Origin of the sequence: Gracilibacillus salitolerans (genome assembly GCF_009650095.1) — a bacterium.
In the GTDB taxonomy this organism is placed as follows: Bacteria; Bacillota; Bacilli; order Bacillales; family Amphibacillaceae; genus Gracilibacillus; species Gracilibacillus salitolerans.
Map to the genome: position 1 here is coordinate 169,951 of NZ_CP045915.1, position 20,856 is coordinate 190,806.

The following is a 20,856-nucleotide window of genomic DNA, read 5'->3' on the forward strand; positions in this document are numbered from 1 at the left end:
ATCTTTGAGGTCTAGTTAGGAATGAATGTCTTGCATTTGAATCTAACTTTTCCGCTTAAGTAAGTGGGAGGTATAACCGTTAAAACCACAGAAGGAGGAAATTAAAAATGGCAAAGAAAACAAAAAAGCAACAAGAAGCATTAAAACTTGTTGATCGTACAAAAGTTTACGAAGCAAAAGAAGCATTAGAATTAGTTCAAAAAGCTTCTACTGCAAATTTTGACGAAACGGTTGAAGCTGCTTTTCGTCTTGGAGTAGATCCAAAGAAAGCAGACCAACAAATCCGTGGAGCAATGGTGCTACCACACGGAACTGGTAAAACACAAACAGTTCTTGTATTTGCAAAAGGGGACAAAGCGAAAGAAGCAGAGGCTGCTGGCGCTGATTATGTAGGGGATCAAGACTTAATCAACAAAATCAACCAAGGTTGGTTCGAGTTTGATGTAGTCGTGGCAACTCCTGACATGATGGCTGAAGTAGGTAAGCTTGGTCGTGTATTAGGACCAAAAGGTCTTATGCCAAACCCTAAAACTGGAACAGTAACTTTCGAAGTAGAAAAAGCTGTTAATGAAATCAAAGCAGGTAAGGTAGAATATCGTGTGGATAAACAATCAAACATTCACGTGCCAATTGGTAAAGTATCGTTTGATCTTGATAAGCTTGTAGACAACTTTAATGCATTAGCAGATACAGTTGCCAAAGCAAAACCACAAGCTGCTAAAGGTACGTATATTCGTAACGTAGCAGTATCATCTACAATGGGACCTGGCGTTAAAGTAGATTCATCAGCTTTCACAAAATAATTTCTCTTGACTTTTACTTGAAGATCTAATATAATTCTTAAGGGTCAAGTTGACTATTTTCAAAATAAATTTAATACATTATACCGTAGACAGTAGGGGCTGCTAAGCTTAATTTCCTACCGAGGTGTGTCTGGATAAATAACAGAATTCCTTTTTAATAAAGAATTACTGTGTACAGTCATAAACCTCCATGTCTACAAAGATATGGAGGTTTTCGTTTTATACGGGCGGTATAATGATCGCGTTCTAGGAGGTGGAATCATGTCAAAGGTGATTGAACAAAAGAAACAAGTTGTTTCTGAAATTGCAGAAAAACTTCGTGACAGCCAATCAACGATCCTTGTAGACTACAGAGGTCTTGATGTTGCAGAAGTTACGGAATTGCGTTCACAACTACGTGAAGCAGGCGTGGAATTTAAAGTGTATAAAAACACAATGACGCGTCGTGCGGTAGAAGAAGCTGAACTTACTGAATTAAATGATGTTTTAGTAGGTCCTACAGCTATCGCATTCAGTAAAGATGATATTGTGGCTCCAGCAAAAGTTTTAAATAACTTTGCAAAAGAGCACGAAGCATTAGAAATTAAAGGTGGCGTGGTTGAAGGGTCTGTAGCAACACTTGAGCAAATCAAAGAACTTGCGGATCTTCCAAACTACGAAGGAATGCTTTCTATGCTACTCAGCGTACTACAAGCACCAGTACGAAACTTTGCATACGCAACAAAAGCTGTTGCAGAGCAAAAAGAAGAGCAAGGTGCGTAAGAAATTTTTATCACAAGACATTTTATGTTCGTAATATAAAATAAAATTAGGAGGAATTGAACATGTCTAATGAACAAATTATTGAAGCAATTAAAGAAATGTCCGTTCTTGAATTAAATGACTTAGTAAAAGCAATCGAAGAAGAATTTGGTGTAACTGCAGCAGCACCAGTAGCAGCAGCAGGTGCTGGCGCTGGAGAAGCAGTTGAAGAACAAACTGAATTTGATGTAGTACTAGAAAGTGCTGGATCTTCTAAAATTAAAGTTGTTAAAGCTGTTCGCGAAATCACTGGTCTTGGACTTAAAGATGCTAAAGATCTTGTAGATAACGCACCAGGCGCAATCAAAGAAGGTATTGCAAAAGAAGAAGCAGAAGAAATGAAATCTAAGCTAGAAGAAGCTGGAGCATCAGTAGAATTAAAATAAGAATTACCCACAAAAAGCTCGCTATGAACAATGGCGAGCTTTTCTTTACAAATAAAAAATTTCAATAATGAGCATAAACTGCGATATAACTTTTGCGAAGATTTGCATTCTTCCGTTCAAAATTTTGATGAGATTTGGCATGCGCTTCGGCAGAATACTGCGCTTTCCGTGGGCTCGGCTTCAGCTAACTAGCTACTCATCTATAACCAGAATGGAAGGAAGGATCACTCCGAATATTTCAATAGTTCGCAGTTTTTATCTATGTTGATTTAGATTTGTTTTTATGTATTAGATTTAAGAAAAGAAAGTTGGTGTGAAAATGGATCAATACTTCTCGCAATCTCCTGATGCAGCAAGTAACCCACAAACGTGGAGCTATCAACTGGAGGGGCAGACTTTTACTTTCACAACAGATAACGGTGTCTTTTCCAAAAACGAAGTCGATTTTGGTTCACGTGTATTAATTGAAACATTTCGTACACCGGATATAGATGGGCCGTTACTTGATCTTGGTTGTGGCTATGGTCCGATAAGTATTGCTTTAGCAGCAACTCACTCCGATCGCTCCGTTCTCGGCGTAGATGTAAACGAAAGAGCATTATCATTAGCCGAAAAAAACGCGAAGCAAAATAAAATAACTAATGTAACGTTTCAAGAGAGCGATATATTATCCAATGTTTCTGGCCAATCATTTGCCGCAATTTTGACCAATCCTCCGATCAGAGCCGGAAAGCAGGTAGTACACCAAATGTTTGAGGAAGCTAAAAAAGCTCTATTGTCAAATGGGGAATTGTGGGTTGTCATTCAGAAAAAGCAAGGAGCACCTTCAGCGAAGAAAAAATTATCCGAATTATTTGAAGAGGTAGAAGTAGTGAAAAAAGAAAAAGGATACTTTGTTTTTTGTGCAAAATAATTTGACTCTGTTAGGTGTTTGTGGTAGTATAGAAAAATGCCAATAGGACGGAAGGTTTGTCAAGTGAAAATGTTGGAAAATGTATATTTTTTTTAAAAATAGGCAAAACTATTCAACATGATGACTTTTATAGCTTGGCATCTTTGTTGTTACTATTAAACGGCTATTAGCTAATAGAGATTGTCTACTTAACTTTTTAGAATCCTTTTATTATTTTCCACAGAACTATTAGTAATTGAATAACATTTGCTCATCGCAAATGTCTATATAAAGCTTGTGTCATTTTATGATCACAGGTTTGTTCGGTATGCTAACCGGACGAGTGTTTAACACTTACTAAATTTATACGATCTATAGAAAAATGTCAAATACCTATAGTAAGTTATGTATAAATGGTAAGTGTGGTTTCATTTGTGCTATTTTTATAGCAACTATCTTTAATATTGATCGAGGGGTGAATCAGTTGACAGGTCAACTAGTTCAATACGGACGACACCGCCAACGCAGAAGCTTTGCGCGTATCAGCGAGGTATTAGAATTACCAAATTTAATTGAGATTCAAACTGCATCCTATCAATGGTTCTTAGATGAAGGCTTAAGAGAAATGTTCCAAGATATTTCTCCAATCGAAGATTTCGCCGGCAATTTGTCACTAGAATTTGTTGATTACAGCCTTGGAGAACCAAAGTATCCAGTCGATGAATCCAAAGAAAGAGATGTAACATACAACGCTCCTCTTCGAGTAAAGGTTCGTTTGTTGAATAACGAAACAGGTGAAGTAAAAGAGCAAGAAGTCTTTATGGGAGATTTCCCATTAATGACAGAAACAGGTACCTTTATCATTAATGGTGCAGAACGCGTTATTGTTTCACAGCTTGTTCGTTCGCCTAGCGTTTACTTTAACAAAAAAATTGATAAGAATGGAAAACGTGGCTATGGTGCCACTGTAATCCCGAACAGAGGTGCTTGGTTAGAATTTGAAACGGACGCGAAAGACGTTGTACATGTACGAATTGACCGTACTCGAAAACTACCAATTACGGTTTTACTTAGAGCGTTAGGTTTCGGTGATGATCAAGAAATATTAGATTTATTGGGAGAAAACGAATACTTAAAGAACACGTTGGAAAAGGACAATACGGAAACAAGTGAGAAGGCATTGTTAGAAATTTATGAACGCCTTCGTCCTGGAGAACCACCAACAGTAGACAATGCTAAAAGTCTAATGGTTTCAAGATTTTTTGATCCAAAAAGATATGATTTAGCACATGTTGGCCGTTATAAAATAAACAAAAAGTTACATTTAAAAAATCGTTTATTTAACCAAATCCTTGCAGAACCACTAGTGGATCCGGAAACGGGTGAAGTGATTGCAAACAAGGGAGATAAGTTAGATAGACGCTTGTTAGATAAAATATTACCAATACTAGACTCTGACGAAAACCGTTTCGGGGAGAGAATACTAGAACCAAATGAAGGTGTATTAGAGGAACCAATAAGTGTTCAATCGATTAAAATTATGGATCCAACTGACCCTGAAGGTGAAAGAACGCTTAATGTGTTAGGGAATTGTAATGTCGATGATAGCATTAAAAACATTACACCAGCTGACATTCTTTCTGCAATTAGTTATTTCTTTAACATTTTGCATCAAGTTGGGGATACGGACGATATTGACCACTTAGGTAACCGTCGCCTTCGTTCAGTAGGGGAGTTATTACAGAATCAATTCAGAATTGGTTTATCACGTATGGAACGTGTGGTTCGAGAGAGAATGTCTATTCAAGACACATCTTCTATCACCCCACAACAGTTAATCAATATACGTCCTGTCATTGCGTCTATCAAAGAGTTCTTTGGTAGTTCACAGTTGTCACAATTTATGGATCAAACTAACCCGTTAGCTGAGTTAACACACAAACGACGTTTATCTGCATTAGGACCAGGTGGTCTGACTCGTGAACGTGCAGGCTTTGAAGTACGTGACGTTCACTATTCTCACTACGGTCGGATGTGTCCGATCGAGACACCAGAGGGACCGAACATTGGGTTAATTAACTCCTTATCATCTTATGCAAAAGTAAATAAATTTGGTTTTATAGAGACACCTTATCGTAGAGTAGATCCTGAGACGGGTCGGGTAACAAACCAAATGGATTACTTAACGGCGGATGAGGAAGATAACTATGTCGTTGCGCAGGCAAACGCGAAGTTAAATGAAGATGGGACGTTTGTTGATGAAGAGGTAATTGCAAGGTTCCGTGGTGAAAATACGATTGTAAAACGTGAAAAATTAGATTACATGGACGTTTCACCTAAACAGGTTGTGTCAGCTGCGACAGCATGTATTCCGTTCTTGGAGAATGATGACTCTAACCGTGCGTTAATGGGTGCGAACATGCAGCGTCAAGCAGTACCGCTTATGCAACCTAAATCACCAATTGTTGGTACGGGAATGGAATATGTATCAGGTAAAGACTCCGGTGCAGCTGTTATTTGTAAGCATGACGGTATCGTGGAACGTGTGCAGGCGAAAGAAGTTCTAGTTCGTCGTATTACAGAAGTAGACGGAAAAGAAGTTGAAGGTGACTTGGATCGTTACCGTCTGCAAAAATTTGTTCGCTCTAACCAAGGTACTTGCTACAACCAACGTCCGATAGTTGCAAAAGGTAACCGTGTAACTAAAGGTGAAATTTTAGCTGATGGTCCTTCTATGGAAAAAGGTGAATTAGCACTAGGTCAAAACGTACTTGTCGGCTTTATGACCTGGGAAGGTTATAACTACGAGGATGCGATCATCATGAGCGAGCGCCTTGTAAAGGACGACGTTTATACTTCCATTCATATTGAAGAGTATGAATCAGAAGCGCGTGATACTAAATTAGGGCCTGAAGAAATTACACGTGATATCCCTAACGTTGGGGAGGATGCATTACGCGACTTAGATGAGCGCGGCATAATCCGTGTAGGTGCTGAAGTAGAAGATGGTGACTTGTTAGTTGGTAAAGTTACACCTAAAGGGGTAACTGAATTATCAGCTGAAGAACGTTTGCTTCACGCTATTTTCGGTGAGAAAGCACGTGAAGTTCGTGATACATCACTTCGAGTGCCTCACGGCGCAGGTGGTATCGTGCTAGATGTTAAAATCTTCAATCGTGCAGATGGTGATGAGTTACCACCAGGTGTGAACCAGCTAGTTCGTGCATATATCGTTCAAAAACGTAAAATTCACGAAGGGGATAAAATGGCTGGTCGACATGGTAATAAAGGTGTTATCTCCAAAATTTTACCAGAAGAAGATATGCCATTCTTGCCAGACGGTACACCAATAGATATCATGTTAAACCCATTAGGGGTACCATCTCGTATGAATATTGGGCAAGTACTTGAGTTGCACTTAGGTATGGCAGCAAGACAGCTTGGTATTCATGTTGCATCACCTGTATTTGATGGTGCGCGTGAAGAAGATGTATGGGAGACTTTAGAAGAAGCAGGTCTACCAAGAGATGCGAAAACCATTCTTTATGATGGACGTACAGGTGAAGCTTTCGATAACCGTGTATCTGTTGGTGTGATGTATATGATCAAGCTAGCACACATGGTAGATGACAAGTTACACGCTCGTTCAACAGGTCCATATTCACTTGTTACACAACAACCACTAGGTGGTAAAGCACAATTCGGTGGTCAGCGTTTCGGTGAGATGGAGGTATGGGCATTAGAAGCCTATGGAGCGGCTTATACCCTACAGGAAATCTTAACAGTTAAATCAGATGATACAGTAGGACGTGTAAAAACGTATGAAGCCATCGTTAAAGGCGACAATGTTCCTGAACCTGGAATTCCAGAATCATTTAAAGTACTAATTAAGGAATTACAAAGTCTAGGTATGGATGTGAAAATGTTATCTGGAGATGAACAGGAAATTGAACTTCGTGATGACGAAGAAGATGATTCCCAATCAGCAGATAACTTCAATCTAGAAATCGAAGAAACTACTAGCTAATGAACACTTTTGATATTCAAACCCGATCATTCCTACATTAAGGCAGATCGGGTGAGAATTGTCTATAAAACTAAAGAGCGAACGAAAACCAAAAGACTAAAAGGGAGGTTAACCCCTTGTTAGATGTAAATAATTTTGAATTTATGAAAATCGGATTAGCATCACCAAATAAAATCCGTTCTTGGTCATTTGGTGAAGTGAAAAAGCCTGAAACTATTAACTACCGTACACTGAAACCAGAGAAAGATGGCCTCTTTTGTGAACGTATCTTCGGTCCACAAAAAGACTGGGAATGTCATTGTGGAAAGTATAAGCGTGTAAGGTACAAAGGTGTCGTATGTGATCGCTGTGGTGTGGAAGTAACAAAAGCAAAAGTTCGCCGTGAACGCATGGGGCACATTGAACTAGCAGCACCTGTATCACATATTTGGTACTTCAAAGGTATCCCAAGTCGAATGGGATTAGTGTTGGATATGTCACCTAGAGCTCTAGAAGAAGTTATTTACTTCGCAGCATATATCGTGACAGACTCTGGTGATACAGCATTAGAAAAAAAACAATTATTATCCGAAAAAGAATACCGTGCTTATCGTGATAAATACGGTAATTCCTTCAAAGCCCAAATGGGTGCTGAAGCTATCAAAAGAATCTTACAAGATATTGATCTTGATAAAGAAGTAGAGTTGTTACGCGAAGAATTAAAATCTGCACAAGGTCAAAGAAGAACTCGTGCAATTAAACGTCTAGAAGTGTTAGAAGCATTCCGTAACTCTGGTAATGATCCAAGCTGGATGATTATGGATGTCCTACCGATCATTCCACCTGAATTAAGACCAATGGTGCAATTAGATGGTGGTCGTTTCGCAACTTCTGACTTAAACGATTTATACCGCCGTGTAATCAACCGTAACAACCGTCTGAAACGACTTCTTGACCTTGGAGCACCTAGCATTATCGTGCAAAACGAAAAACGCATGCTTCAAGAAGCAGTAGATGCATTGATCGACAACGGACGCCGTGGACGTCCCGTAACGGGTCCTGGTAACCGTCCGTTAAAATCACTATCCCATATGTTAAAAGGGAAACAAGGTCGTTTTCGTCAAAACTTATTAGGTAAACGTGTTGACTATTCAGGTCGTTCCGTAATCGTTGTAGGCCCACACTTAAAGATGTATCAATGTGGTCTGCCGAAGGAAATGGCTGTTGAATTATTCAAGCCGTTTATCATGAAAGAATTAGTAGAGCGTGGATTAGCTCACAACATTAAATCAGCAAAACGTAAAATTGAGAGATTGCACGAAGAAGTATGGGATGTCTTAGAAGATGTTATTAGAGAACACCCTGTACTGTTAAACCGTGCCCCAACTTTACACCGTTTAGGTATTCAAGCGTTTGAGCCGACGCTCGTAGAAGGTCGTGCTATTCGTTTACACCCGCTTGTTTGTACTGCATATAACGCAGACTTCGATGGTGACCAAATGGCGGTACACGTTCCTTTATCGGCAGAAGCACAAGCAGAAGCTCGCATTTTAATGCTTGCAGCACAAAACATTCTGAATCCGAAAGATGGTAAACCAGTTGTTACACCTTCACAGGATATGGTACTTGGTAACTATTACGTAACAATGGAACGTGAGAATGCTATTGGTGAAGGTATGGTGTTTAAAGACTTAAATGAGGCATTAATCGCATACCATAATGGTTTTGTACATTTACACACGCGTGTTGCGATTCAACCAGCTTCACTAAATAAAGAAGCATTTACTGATGAACAACGAAATAAATTAATGATCACTACTGTTGGTAAGCTAATCTTTAATGATATGTTACCAGAATCATTCCCGTATATGAATGAGCCAACGCAACAAAACTTAGAGGTTGCAACACCAGATAAGTATTTCGTTGAACCTGGAGCTAACATTAAAGAAGAATTCGCTCAACGAGATATTATCCCACCATTTAAAAAAGGAATTCTCGGTGATATCATTGCTGAAGTATTCAAGAAGTTTAAGATCAGTGAAACTTCAAAAATGCTGGACCGTATGAAAGACTTAGGTTTTGCTTATTCTACAAAAGCTGGTATCACAGTAGGTGTGTCAGATATTGTCGTGCTTGCTGAAAAAGAAGAAATTTTGACAGAGGCTCAAGATAAAGTAGATAAAGTATTGAAACAATTCCGTAGAGGTTTAATTACGGATGAAGAACGCTATGACCGCGTTATTTCTATCTGGTCACAAGCTAAAGATACAATTCAAGAGAAGTTAATGAAATCCTTGAATCCGAGTAACCCAATCTTTATGATGAGTGATTCCGGTGCACGTGGTAACGCATCTAACTTTACACAACTAGCAGGTATGCGTGGGTTAATGGCAAACCCGGCTGGTCGAATTATCGAATTACCGATCAAGTCAAGCTTCCGTGAAGGTTTAACAGTATTAGAATACTTTATTTCTACACACGGTGCTCGTAAAGGTCTTGCCGATACAGCTCTTAAGACAGCAGACTCTGGTTATTTAACAAGACGTCTTGTTGATGTTGCCCAAGATGTGATTATCCGTGAAGAAGATTGTGGAACAGACCGTGGTTTAACTGTATCTGCTATTAAAGAAGGTACAGAAATGATCGAGCCACTTATTGATCGTCTGATCGGTAGAACGGCATTCCAAAATGTGAAGCATCCTGAATCAAATGAATTAATCGTTGCGAAAAACGATGTCATTTCTGAAGATATAGCGAAGGAAATAGTAGAAGCAGGGATCGATGAAGTAACAATCCGAACTGCCTTCACTTGTAACACAAAACATGGCGCATGCAAAAAATGTTATGGTCGTAACCTAGCTACTGGCGAGGAAGTAGAAGTAGGCGAAGCTGTAGGTATTATTGCCGCTCAATCTATTGGTGAGCCTGGTACACAGTTAACGATGCGTACATTCCACACTGGTGGGGTTGCAGGTAGCGATATTACCCAAGGTTTACCGCGTATCCAAGAGATCTTCGAAGCGCGTAATCCGAAGGGGCAAGCAGTTATCTCCGAAATTTTCGGTACTGTCCAAGATGTAACAGAAGTGAAAGACAAACAAGAAATCGTTGTTCAAGGTGCAGTAGAAACCAAAACATATACAGCGCCATATGGTTCTCGACTTAAAGTTTCTATCGGAGATGAGGTAGAAGCAGGTCAAGCACTTACAGAAGGTTCTATTGATCCAAAAGAATTATTAAAAGTTAAAGGTATCGACGGCGTACAATCTTACTTATTAAAAGAAGTACAGAAAGTATACCGTATGCAAGGGGTGGAAATCGGCGATAAACACGTCGAAGTTATGGTAAGACAAATGCTTCGCAAAGTACGAGTTGCTGATTCCGGAGATACAGAGGTATTACCAGGATCTCTACTGGAAATACACCAGTTCAAAGATGCAAACAAACAAGCGTTAGTAACAGGTGGTCAACCAGCTGTGGGTCGTCCGGTGCTACTTGGTATTACCAAAGCATCTCTTGAAACAGATTCATTCTTATCCGCTGCTTCCTTCCAAGAGACTACAAGAGTCTTAACAGATGCAGCAATCAAAGGTAAGCGAGATGAATTGCTTGGTCTCAAGGAGAATGTTATTATTGGTAAGCTTGTGCCAGCAGGTACTGGTATGCAACGCTATCGTCGCATCCAGGAAAAACTAGCTGTTGATCCTACACAAGCTGAAGAGACAGACTCGGAAGAAGTAATACAGTAAGTAAAGCGAAAAGCGCCCGTTTAGCGATGGATGGACTGCATCCGAAATACAGGTAGATCTCTATTGACTTTCTACAGGTTTTACTAGTCGCTGGGTGTCAGAGCTAGACAACAATAAAATCGGATTACCTGTAATGTTCATTGCAGGTAATCCACATTTTACATTTACTTGAAGGAAAACAAGGTATCTGAGAAACACTTTAAATAATTATTTATTTTTACAAATAAAAGTTGACATTAATTTTTTGTGATGATAGTATATTTAAGGTGCTTCCGTTATCCTTGTTACTTTGGAGGATATGCAGATGTCTTATGAAAAAGTGGCACAGGTAAATACTGAAAAGATAATCGGAACAAAACAAGTCTTAAAAGCCATTAAAAATGGTTATGCAAAAGAAGTGATTATTGCTAGTGATGCTGATTTGCATATCACTAGTAAAGTCTCACGAGTTGCATCTGAACATAATGTCCCTTATTCCTATGTGGACTCTATGAAAGAGTTGGGAAAAGTTTGCGGAATCGATGTCGGTGCAGCAACAGTGGTGATCAAACAATAAAGTTTTGGCAAATATTTGCGAAGACTTTGTTTTTTGCTCTATTATGAACCACCTGGATGTGTGGTATTACATCTCAAGAACAGAGAGGAGGAAAAATAGATGCCAACTATTAATCAATTAGTACGAAAAGGCCGTGTGTCTAAAGGTAAAAAATCAGACTCACCTGCTTTAAATAAAGGGTACAATAGTCGTAAGAAATTAGCGACTGACCAATCTTCCCCACAAAAACGTGGAGTATGTACTCGTGTAGGTACACTAACACCAAAGAAACCGAACTCTGCACTTCGTAAATATGCACGTGTTCGTTTGTCAAACCAAATCGAGGTTACAGCTTATATTCCTGGAATTGGTCACAACCTGCAAGAACACAGTGTTGTATTAATCCGTGGTGGTCGTGTAAAAGACTTACCAGGGGTTCGTTATCACATCGTTCGTGGTGCGCTTGATACTTCAGGTGTAGAAGGACGTATGCAAGGCCGTTCAAAATACGGTGCGAAAAAACCTAAAAAATAAGCTTTCCTTATAAAAACATAAATAGAAAGGAGGGGAAGATATGCCACGTAAAGGACCAGTACCAAAGCGTGATGTCTTACCAGATCCGTTATACAGCTCAAAACTTGTTACACGTCTAATCAATCAAATTATGATTGATGGAAAAAGAGGTAAAGCACAAAAGATTCTGTATCGTGCTTTCGAATTAGTTCAAGAACGTAGTGGACAAAACGCTATGGAAGTATTTGAACAAGCAATGAAAAACGTTATGCCAGTACTTGAGGTGCGCGCTCGTCGTGTTGGTGGTTCCAACTACCAAGTACCAGTTGAGGTTAGACCAGAACGTCGTCAAGCATTAGGTTTACGTTACATTGTGAATTATTCTCGTCTTCGCGGCGAAAAAACAATGGAAGAGCGTTTAGCAAATGAAATTCTAGATGCTTCAAATAACACAGGTGCATCAGTTAAAAAACGCGAAGATATGCACAAAATGGCAGAAGCAAACAAAGCATTTGCTCACTATCGTTGGTAATCATCTAACTAACAATATCTTTTATGTAGGAAGGAGAAAGATTCATGCCTAGAGAGTTCTCCTTGGAGAAAACACGTAATATCGGTATCATGGCACACATCGATGCTGGTAAAACAACTGCAACAGAACGTATTTTATTTTATACGGGACGTATCCACAAAATTGGGGAAACACACGAAGGTGCTTCTCAAATGGACTGGATGGAGCAGGAACAAGAGCGCGGTATTACCATCACTTCTGCAGCAACAACTGCTCAGTGGAAAGGTCACCGCATAAACATCATCGATACACCTGGACACGTAGACTTCACAGTAGAAGTTGAACGTTCATTACGTGTACTTGATGGTGCGGTAGCTGTTCTAGATGCACAGTCTGGTGTAGAACCGCAAACAGAAACAGTGTGGCGCCAAGCAACAACATATGGTGTACCACGTATTGTTTTTGTAAACAAAATGGATAAAGTCGGTGCTGACTTCATTTATTCAGTAGGTACTTTGGGAGATCGCCTGGGAGCAAATGCTCATCCAGTACAACTTCCAATCGGTGCTGAAGATGAATTCGAAGGAATTATCGATCTTATTTCAATGGAAGCTTACTACTACCTTGATGATCTAGGTACTCGTGCAGAAGCAAAACCTATTCCTGATGAGTACAAAGAGCAAGCTGAAGAGTACCGTACAAACCTAGTCGAAGCAGTAGCTGAATTAGATGAAGATCTAATGGAGCGATACTTAGAAGGTGAAGAGTTCTCTAACGATGAATTAAGAGATGCTGTACGTAAAGCGACTTTAAGTGTTGAATTCTATCCGGTATTCTGTGGATCTGCCTTCAAAAACAAAGGGGTACAATTATTAATCGACGGTGTTGTAGATTACCTACCATCACCATTAGATATTCCTCCAATTGAAGGTCATGTACCACAAACTGAAGAGGAAGTAGTTCGTAAAGCAGACGATAAAGAACCATTCTCTGCTCTAGCATTTAAAGTAGCAACAGACCCATTTGTTGGTAAACTTACATTCTTCCGTGTTTACTCTGGTTCATTGAAATCAGGTTCATACGTGAAAAACTCTACGAAAGATAAACGTGAACGTGTAGGACGAATCCTACAAATGCACGCAAACTCTCGTGAGGAAATTGATGAAGTTTACGCTGGGGATATTGCAGGTGCTGTTGGTTTGAAAGATACTAGTACTGGTGATACATTATGTGATGAGAAAAGTCTAGTTATCCTAGAATCAATGGAATTCCCTGAACCAGTTATCTCAGTAGCAATCGAACCTAAATCAAAAGCTGATCAGGACAAAATGGGAATTGCATTAGGTAAGCTTGCAGAGGAAGACCCTACTTTCAGAACTGAAACAAACCAAGAGACTGGTCAAACGATCATCTCAGGTATGGGTGAGTTACACCTTGATATCATCGTGGACCGTCTAAAACGTGAGTTTAAAGTAGAAGCTAACGTTGGTGCTCCACAAGTATCTTACCGTGAAACATTCCGTGGTTCTGCGGAAGTGGAAGGTAAATTCGTTCGCCAATCAGGTGGTCGTGGTCAATATGGTCACGTTTGGGTTAAATTTGAACCTAACGAAGAAGGTGCAGGTTATGAATTCGTAAATAAAATCGTTGGTGGTGTTGTACCACGTGAATACATCCCATCTGTTGAAGCTGGTATTAAAGAATCATTGGAAAATGGTGTAGTAGCTGGTTATCCGTTGATCGATGTGAAAGCAACACTTTATGATGGTAGCTATCACGATGTTGACTCAAATGAAACAGCATTTAAAGTAGCAGCATCTATGGCGCTTAAAGCAGCGAAAAACAAATGTAACCCGGTAATCCTTGAGCCTATGATGAAGGTTGAGGTTGTTATTCCAGAAGAATATATGGGTGACATTATGGGTGATGTAACATCCCGTCGTGGACGTGTAGAAGGAATGGAAGCACGTGGACCTGCTCAGGTAGTTAAAGCATTTGTTCCACTTGCAGAAATGTTTGGTTATGCAACTGCACTTCGTTCTAATACACAAGGTCGTGGTACTTATACTATGCACTTCGATCACTACGAAGAAGTTCCTAAGAGCATTGCGGAAGAAATTATTAAGAAAAATGCTGGTCAATAATTGATTTTTTTCTTAATCTACAGTATAACTTGTATTATAGGCTTAGATAACTAATGTCTAAGCCGAGATACATCAAAATATAAAAAAACATTTTTACTTAATTAAAGGAGGAAATATACATGGCTAAAGAAAAATTTGACCGTTCCAAAGACCACGTTAATATTGGTACAATTGGACACGTTGACCATGGTAAAACAACTTTAACTGCAGCAATCACAAACGTTCTTTTCAACAAATATGGTAGCGGGGAAGCTCGTGCATACGACCAAATCGATGGTGCTCCAGAAGAGAAAGAACGTGGAATCACAATCTCAACAGCACACGTTGAATATGAAACTGATAACCGTCACTATGCACACGTTGACTGCCCAGGTCACGCTGACTATGTTAAAAACATGATCACTGGTGCTGCACAAATGGACGGTGCTATCCTTGTAGTATCTGCAGCGGATGGTCCAATGCCACAAACTCGTGAGCACATCTTACTTTCTCGTCAAGTAGGTGTACCTGCGATTGTAGTATTCTTAAACAAATGTGATATGGTAGATGACGAAGAACTTCTAGAACTAGTTGAAATGGAAGTACGTGATCTATTAAGCGAATATGACTTCCCTGGTGATGATGTACCAGTAATCAAAGGTTCTGCACTTCAAGCACTTGAAGGTGAAGAGCAATACGTTAACGCAATCCTTGAACTTATGGATGCTGTTGATGATTATATTCCTCGCCCAGACCGTGACACTGAAAAACCATTTATGATGCCGGTTGAGGACGTATTCTCAATCACTGGTCGTGGTACAGTTGCAACAGGACGTGTAGAGCGTGGTGTTGTAAAAGTAGGTGACGAAATCGAAATCATCGGTCTTGCTGAAGAACCATCTAAATCAACAATTACTGGTGTAGAAATGTTCCGTAAGCTTCTTGATTATGCTGAAGCTGGGGATAACATTGGTGCATTACTTCGTGGTGTTGCACGTGAAGACATCAACCGTGGTCAAGTACTAGCTAAGCCAGGTACTATTACGCCACATACTAAGTTCCGTGCAGAAGTTTATGTACTTTCTAAAGACGAAGGTGGACGTCACACTCCATTCTTCTCAAACTATCGTCCACAATTCTATTTCCGTACAACTGACGTAACTGGTGTAATCGAGTTACCAGAAGGTGTGGAAATGGTAATGCCTGGCGATAACATCGAAATGACAGTATCTCTTATTTCTCCAATCGCGATCGAGGATGGAACTAAATTCTCAATCCGTGAAGGTGGACGTACAGTAGGTGCTGGTGTCGTAGCAGAAATCATTGAGTAATCAATGAAAATATAAAAAGCAGGTAGCCTTATGACTACCTGCTTTTTTTCATTATAAGAAAATAGTACATTAAGTAACTCAAAGAGAGATTATACATGAATAGGAGTAACAGATGAAAAGATTTTTAAAGTACAGCATATTCATAGTGTTTTCTATTTTGTTTATAGCAGTAGTTGGTTTTTATATTTGGACACAACAAACATATGAAGCAACAGGGGAGCTTTATCAATTAGTGGATCAGATAGAAGAAGAAGATGGGTGGTTAATATTTGAGCCGACCACCAATTATGAAAAGGGAATTATTATTTATCCTGGTGCTAAAGTTGAACCAGAAGCATATAGTTACTTAGCACAAGAGTTAAGTGAACGAGGATATGTGGTAGGAATACCTACTTTCCGTTTGAACCTTGCGATAATTGATAAGGATGTAGCAAAAGAATTTCAGGCTAAATACAAACAAGTATCAGATTGGTATATAGGCGGACACTCTTTAGGTGGAGTAGCAGCTTCCATGTACACCAAAGAGAATAAAGAAATAATAAGTGGATTATTTTTCCTAGGATCCTATTCGACCAAAAGTCAAGATTTCTCTGGAACAACTTTGCCGATGCTATCGATATATGGAGAACGTGATGGACTTACTACGCTGGATGATATTGAAGAAAGTAAAGAATACTTCTCTGAGCAAGCTGCTTTTTTTGAAATACAAGGTGGCAACCACGCACAGTTTGGTATATATGGTCCACAAAAGGGCGATAATGATGCTGTGATAAAGGTGAATGAACAGCAGAACGAAATTATCGATGGCATAGATAGTTGGATTAGTAGTATTGATTGATATGTTCATTCATAATTACCAAAGTCTTTCGGCTAAGAAATCAACCTAAAAAATTTCTTAAAAAATTTCATATAAATCTTGCATTCATCGCGTTATTTCTATATAATAAACAATGTTGGTCATAAAACAGGCGATGATGCGAAAGGTTGTTGGCACACCCGGCCCCTTTGCCATGGCAGGTGTATCAAGGAATTTTCGCGGAGAAAGTCTATTATCTAAATGGGCGAAAAGGAGGGAAAATAATGGCAAAAGAAAAAATCAGAATTCGTTTAAAAGCGTATGATCACCGTATTTTAGATCAATCTGCAGATAAAATTGTAGATACTGCAAAAAGATCAGGTGCAGGAGTTTCAGGTCCGATTCCATTACCAACGGAAAAATCGGTATACACGGTCTTGCGTGCGACTCACAAATACAAAGACGCTCGTGAGCAATTCGAAATGCGCACACACAAACGTCTAATTGATATTGTAAGTCCAACACCAAAAACGGTTGATTCGTTAATGCGTCTTGATTTACCGTCAGGTGTAGATATTGAAATTAAACTATAATATAAAATTAACAATCTAGGAGGTGTAACGGATGACGAAAGGAATCTTAGGTCGCAAAATCGGCATGACTCAGCTATTCTCAGAAGATGGCGAATTAATCCCTGTAACTGTAGTAGAAGCTGAACCAAACGTTGTGCTACAAAAGCGCACAGAAGAAAATGATGGCTATGAAGCAATCCAAATTGGTTTCGCTGACGAAAAGAAAAATCGTACTAACAAACCAGAAGAAGGACATGCTGGAAAAGCAAATACTACTCCTAAGCGCTTCGTTCGTGAAATCCGTGACGTAAATCTTGATGAATTTGATTTAGGTCAAGAGATAAACGTAGAGGTTTTTGAAGCAGGAGACAAAATTGATGTAACAGGTATTTCTAAAGGTAAAGGATTCCAAGGGTCTATTAAACGCCACAACCAATCGCGTGGCCCAATGTCCCATGGTTCTCACTATCACAGAGGTCCTGGTGCAATGGGTGTTATTGACCCAATGCGTGTATTTAAAGGTAAAAAACTACCTGGGCAAATGGGTAGAGAGCAAATAACTATCCAGAACTTAGAAGTAGTAAAAGTAGACGCAGAGCGTAACCTTCTATTAATCAAAGGTAACGTTCCAGGTGCAAAAAAATCATTCGTGAAGGTTACGAGTGCAATAAAGGCTAACTAATTATTAACTGAAGGGAGGATATGTCATGCCTAAAGTAGCACTATTTAATCAAAGTGGATCACAAGTTGGTGATGTAGAAATCAACGATGCGGTATTCGGAATCGAGCCAAACGAACATGTACTACATGACGCTGTTTTAATGCAACGCGCATCTTTACGCCAAGGTACACACGCGGTAAAAAACCGTTCTGACGTACGCGGTGGTGGTCGTAAACCATGGCGCCAAAAAGGAACAGGTCGTGCACGTCAAGGTTCAATTCGCTCTCCACAATGGGTAGGCGGTGGAACAGTATTCGGGCCTACGCCAAGAAGCTATAGCTACAAACTACCTAAGAAAGTTCGTAGATTAGCGCTTAAATCTGCTCTTTCTTCTAAGGTAAAAGAAGATAGCTTAGTAGTATTAGAAGGAATTGCAATCGAAACACCAAAAACAAAAGAAGTTGTTTCTATGCTTTCTTCATTAAACGTAGATGCAAAAGCATTGATTGTCACAGCAGACAAAAACGAAGTGTTAGCAAAGTCAGCTAATAACTTATCAAATGTAAAGGTACTATCAGTAAGCGAAGTAAATGTATTAGACTTGCTTACGCATGACAAGCTGATCTTAACGAAAGAAGCAGCTGAAAAAGCAGGGGAGGTGCTTGCATAATGACAGATGCACGTGATATTATTAAGCGCCCTATCATTACAGAACACTCTGCAGACTTAATGGCAGAAAAGAAATACACATTTGAAGTAAGTAAAGAAGCTAACAAAAACCAAATTAAAGATGCAGTAGAAGAAATCTTTGCTGTAAAAGTTAAAAATGTAAATACATTGAACAAAAAAGGTAAGTTCAAGCGTATGGGACGTTATGGCGGATTTCGCCCTAACCGTAAAAAAGCAATTGTTCAGTTATCTGAAGACAGTAAAGAATTAGATTTCTTTGAAACGTTATAATTTGAATAAAAAAGGAGGGAAAACAGATGGCGATTAAAAAGTATAAACCAACTTCCAATGGTCGTAGAGGTATGACAGGATCTGATTTTGCAGAAATCACTACTGATCAACCAGAAAAAACTCTACTTGCACCATTGAGCAAACGTGGTGGACGTAATAATCAAGGTAAATTAACAGTTCGTCATCAAGGCGGTGGACACAAGCGTAAATATCGTATTATCGATTTCAAACGTGACAAAGATGGAATACCAGGCAAAGTTGCTACAATCGAGTACGATCCAAACCGTTCTGCAAACATCGCACTAATCCATTATGCAGATGGAGAGAAACGTTATATTATTGCACCAAAAGGTATTCAAGTAGGTCAAGAAATCGTATCTGGTCCAGAAGCAGATATTAAAGTAGGTAATGCTTTACCACTTGGAGATATCCCAGTAGGTACAATCATTCATAACATTGAATTGAAACCAGGTCGTGGTGCTCAGTTAGCAAGATCTGCTGGTTCTCAAGCGCAAATCTTAGGTCGTGAAGGTAAATATGTATTAGTACGTTTATCATCAGGCGAAGTACGCTTAGTACTATCAACATGCCGTGCTACAGTAGGTCAAGTAGGTAATCTAGAGCACGAATTAATCAGTGTAGGTAAAGCTGGACGTTCTCGTTGGAAAGGCAAGCGCCCAACTGTTCGTGGTTCTGTAATGAACCCTAATGATCACCCACACGGTGGTGGTGAAGGACGTGCGCCAATCGGACGTAAATCACCAATGTCACCTTGGGGCAAACCAACACTTGGTTACAAAACACGTCAACGCAACAAACAATCGGATAAATTTATTGTACGTAAACGCAAAAAATAACGGGGTTGAACGACGGGCATTGATACCCGTCCGACAATCGCGAAGGGAGGCTTATCCATGGGTCGTAGCTTAAAAAAAGGACCTTTCGCAGATGACCATTTATTGAACAAGATCGACAAATTGAACGAAGATGACAAAAAGACAGTAGTAAAGACTTGGTCTCGTCGATCAACTATTTTTCCTAGCTTTGTCGGTCATACAATTGCGGTATATGATGGTCGCAAACATGTGCCAGTATACGTAACTGAAGATATGGTTGGACACAAATTAGGTGAATTCGCTCCAACTCGTACGTATAGAGGGCATGCTGGAGACGACAGAAAAACAAAACGTTAATTGAGAGGAGGTACTCCTAATGCAAGCAAAAGCTGTTGCAAAATCAGTTCGTATTGCTCCTCGTAAAGTCCGCCTAGTGATCGATTTAATCCGTGGCAAAGAGGCAGGAGAAGCAATTGCGATTTTAAAACATACACAACGTGGTGCTTCACCAGTTGTGGAGAAATTACTAAACTCTGCGATCGCAAATGCAGAGCACAATTATGAAATGAATCCTGATAATTTAGTAGTGTCAGAAGCGTTTGTAAACGAAGGTGTTACTTTGAAACGTTTCCGCCCACGTGCACAAGGTCGTGCAACACAAATCAATAAACGAACAAGCCACATTACAGTGGTTTTATCTGAGAAAAAGGAGGGATAATCTGTGGGTCAAAAAGTAAATCCAACTGGTCTTCGTGTCGGAGTTATTCGTGATTGGGAATCAAAATGGTATGCAGGTAAAGATTATGCGGATCTTTTACATGAAGATATTAGAATTCGTGAATATATCGAGGAACGATTGAAAGATGGTGCTGTATCTAAAGTTGAAATCGAAAGAGCAGCTAATCGTGTAAATATTTCAATTTCTACAGCTAAACCAGGTATGGTAATTGGTAAAGGTGGTTCTGAAGTAGAAGCACTACGTAAATCACTTAACCAACTAACTGGTAAGAGAGTACACATTAACATTGTCGAAGTGAAAAAAGCTGATTTAGACGCTAAATTAGTAGCTGAGAATATTGCTCGTCAATTAGAAAACCGTGTATCATTCCGTCGTGCACAAAAACAAACGATCCAACGCGCAATGCGTGCAGGTGCGAAAGGTATTCGTACTCAAGTATCAGGTCGTCTTGGCGGTGCAGATATGGCAAGAGCGGAAAGCTATAGCGAAGGAACTGTTCCACTTCATACTTTGCGTGCAGATATCGATTATGGAACTGCAGAAGCAGACACAACTTACGGTAAACTTGGTGTTAAAGTATGGATTTATCGTGGAGAAGTCCTTCCAACTAAAAACAACAAATAAGGAAGGGGGCAAAGCATT

The 20,856-nt window shown here is 39.6% G+C and carries 20 protein-coding genes and 1 other annotated feature; all 20 genes read left to right on the forward strand.

The window, feature by feature from the left end; all coding sequences use genetic code 11:
* The first annotated feature begins 107 nt into the window (after positions 1-107).
* The 20 genes from rplA to rpsC all read left to right on the forward strand — a co-directional run bounded on the left by rplA (position 108) and on the right by rpsC (position 20,838).
* Positions 108-803: a 50S ribosomal protein L1 gene (gene rplA / locus GI584_RS00860; protein ID WP_100362636.1), complete on the forward strand. Its 696-nt coding sequence runs from the start codon at positions 108-110 to the stop codon at positions 801-803.
* Positions 804-868: 65 nt separating this feature from the next.
* Positions 869-1,029 (forward strand) — a sequence feature (ribosomal protein L10 leader region).
* A gap of 35 nt (positions 1,030-1,064) precedes the next feature.
* Positions 1,065-1,565 carry a 50S ribosomal protein L10 gene (rplJ, locus tag GI584_RS00865; protein WP_100362635.1) on the forward strand — a complete coding sequence of 167 codons (501 nt, stop codon included), beginning with the start codon at positions 1,065-1,067 and terminating at the stop codon, positions 1,563-1,565.
* Positions 1,566-1,627: 62 nt separating this feature from the next.
* Positions 1,628-1,990, forward strand: coding sequence for a 50S ribosomal protein L7/L12 (rplL, locus tag GI584_RS00870; protein WP_100362634.1), 363 nt, complete (start codon positions 1,628-1,630; stop codon positions 1,988-1,990).
* Positions 1,991-2,309: 319 nt separating this feature from the next.
* A complete protein-coding gene (locus tag GI584_RS00875) occupies positions 2,310-2,903 on the forward strand; it encodes a class I SAM-dependent methyltransferase (protein WP_153789930.1) in 594 nt (197 codons plus the stop codon).
* Positions 2,904-3,366: 463 nt separating this feature from the next.
* Positions 3,367-6,909 (forward strand): DNA-directed RNA polymerase subunit beta, encoded by a 3,543-nt coding sequence (rpoB, locus tag GI584_RS00880; RefSeq protein WP_100362632.1) that lies wholly within the window; start codon positions 3,367-3,369, stop codon positions 6,907-6,909.
* A gap of 116 nt (positions 6,910-7,025) precedes the next feature.
* Positions 7,026-10,637 (forward strand): DNA-directed RNA polymerase subunit beta', encoded by a 3,612-nt coding sequence (rpoC, locus tag GI584_RS00885; protein WP_153789931.1) that lies wholly within the window; start codon positions 7,026-7,028, stop codon positions 10,635-10,637.
* 304 nt (positions 10,638-10,941) lie between these two features.
* Entirely contained in the window at positions 10,942-11,193 is a 252-nt protein-coding gene (locus tag GI584_RS00890) for a ribosomal L7Ae/L30e/S12e/Gadd45 family protein (RefSeq protein WP_100362630.1), read from the forward strand.
* Between the two features lie 99 nt (positions 11,194-11,292).
* A complete protein-coding gene (gene rpsL / locus GI584_RS00895; protein WP_100362629.1) occupies positions 11,293-11,706 on the forward strand; it encodes a 30S ribosomal protein S12 in 414 nt (137 codons plus the stop codon).
* 40 nt (positions 11,707-11,746) lie between these two features.
* The gene (gene rpsG / locus GI584_RS00900) at positions 11,747-12,217 is read left to right on the forward strand and encodes a 30S ribosomal protein S7 (protein WP_100362628.1); all 471 of its coding nucleotides are present in this window, start codon (positions 11,747-11,749) and stop codon (positions 12,215-12,217) included.
* 44 nt (positions 12,218-12,261) lie between these two features.
* Positions 12,262-14,340, forward strand: coding sequence for an elongation factor G (fusA, locus tag GI584_RS00905; protein WP_153789932.1), 2,079 nt, complete (start codon positions 12,262-12,264; stop codon positions 14,338-14,340).
* A gap of 119 nt (positions 14,341-14,459) precedes the next feature.
* Positions 14,460-15,650: an elongation factor Tu gene (tuf, locus tag GI584_RS00910; protein ID WP_100362626.1), complete on the forward strand. Its 1,191-nt coding sequence runs from the start codon at positions 14,460-14,462 to the stop codon at positions 15,648-15,650.
* A 112-nt stretch (positions 15,651-15,762) separates the two neighbouring features.
* Positions 15,763-16,488 (forward strand): alpha/beta family hydrolase, encoded by a 726-nt coding sequence (locus GI584_RS00915; protein WP_153789933.1) that lies wholly within the window; start codon positions 15,763-15,765, stop codon positions 16,486-16,488.
* 242 nt (positions 16,489-16,730) lie between these two features.
* Complete coding sequence (gene rpsJ, locus GI584_RS00920) at positions 16,731-17,039, forward strand: 30S ribosomal protein S10 (protein WP_018934210.1); 309 nt, start codon at positions 16,731-16,733, stop codon at positions 17,037-17,039.
* A gap of 31 nt (positions 17,040-17,070) precedes the next feature.
* Positions 17,071-17,700, forward strand: a complete 630-nt coding sequence (gene rplC / locus GI584_RS00925) for a 50S ribosomal protein L3 (protein ID WP_100362624.1) — start codon at positions 17,071-17,073, stop codon at positions 17,698-17,700.
* Between the two features lie 25 nt (positions 17,701-17,725).
* Entirely contained in the window at positions 17,726-18,349 is a 624-nt protein-coding gene (gene rplD / locus GI584_RS00930; RefSeq protein ID WP_153789934.1) for a 50S ribosomal protein L4, read from the forward strand.
* Complete coding sequence (gene rplW / locus GI584_RS00935; RefSeq protein ID WP_100362622.1) at positions 18,349-18,639, forward strand: 50S ribosomal protein L23; 291 nt, start codon at positions 18,349-18,351, stop codon at positions 18,637-18,639. The genes rplD and rplW overlap by 1 nt, the downstream gene beginning before the upstream one ends.
* Before the next feature lie 26 nt (positions 18,640-18,665).
* Entirely contained in the window at positions 18,666-19,496 is an 831-nt protein-coding gene (rplB, locus tag GI584_RS00940; RefSeq protein WP_153789935.1) for a 50S ribosomal protein L2, read from the forward strand.
* A gap of 57 nt (positions 19,497-19,553) precedes the next feature.
* Entirely contained in the window at positions 19,554-19,832 is a 279-nt protein-coding gene (gene rpsS, locus GI584_RS00945; protein ID WP_100362620.1) for a 30S ribosomal protein S19, read from the forward strand.
* A 19-nt stretch (positions 19,833-19,851) separates the two neighbouring features.
* Entirely contained in the window at positions 19,852-20,193 is a 342-nt protein-coding gene (gene rplV / locus GI584_RS00950; protein ID WP_100362619.1) for a 50S ribosomal protein L22, read from the forward strand.
* 3 nt (positions 20,194-20,196) lie between these two features.
* On the forward strand, positions 20,197-20,838 hold the full coding sequence (gene rpsC, locus GI584_RS00955; RefSeq protein WP_100362618.1) for a 30S ribosomal protein S3: 642 nt from the start codon (positions 20,197-20,199) through the stop codon (positions 20,836-20,838).
* Positions 20,839-20,856: the final 18 nt, after the last annotated feature.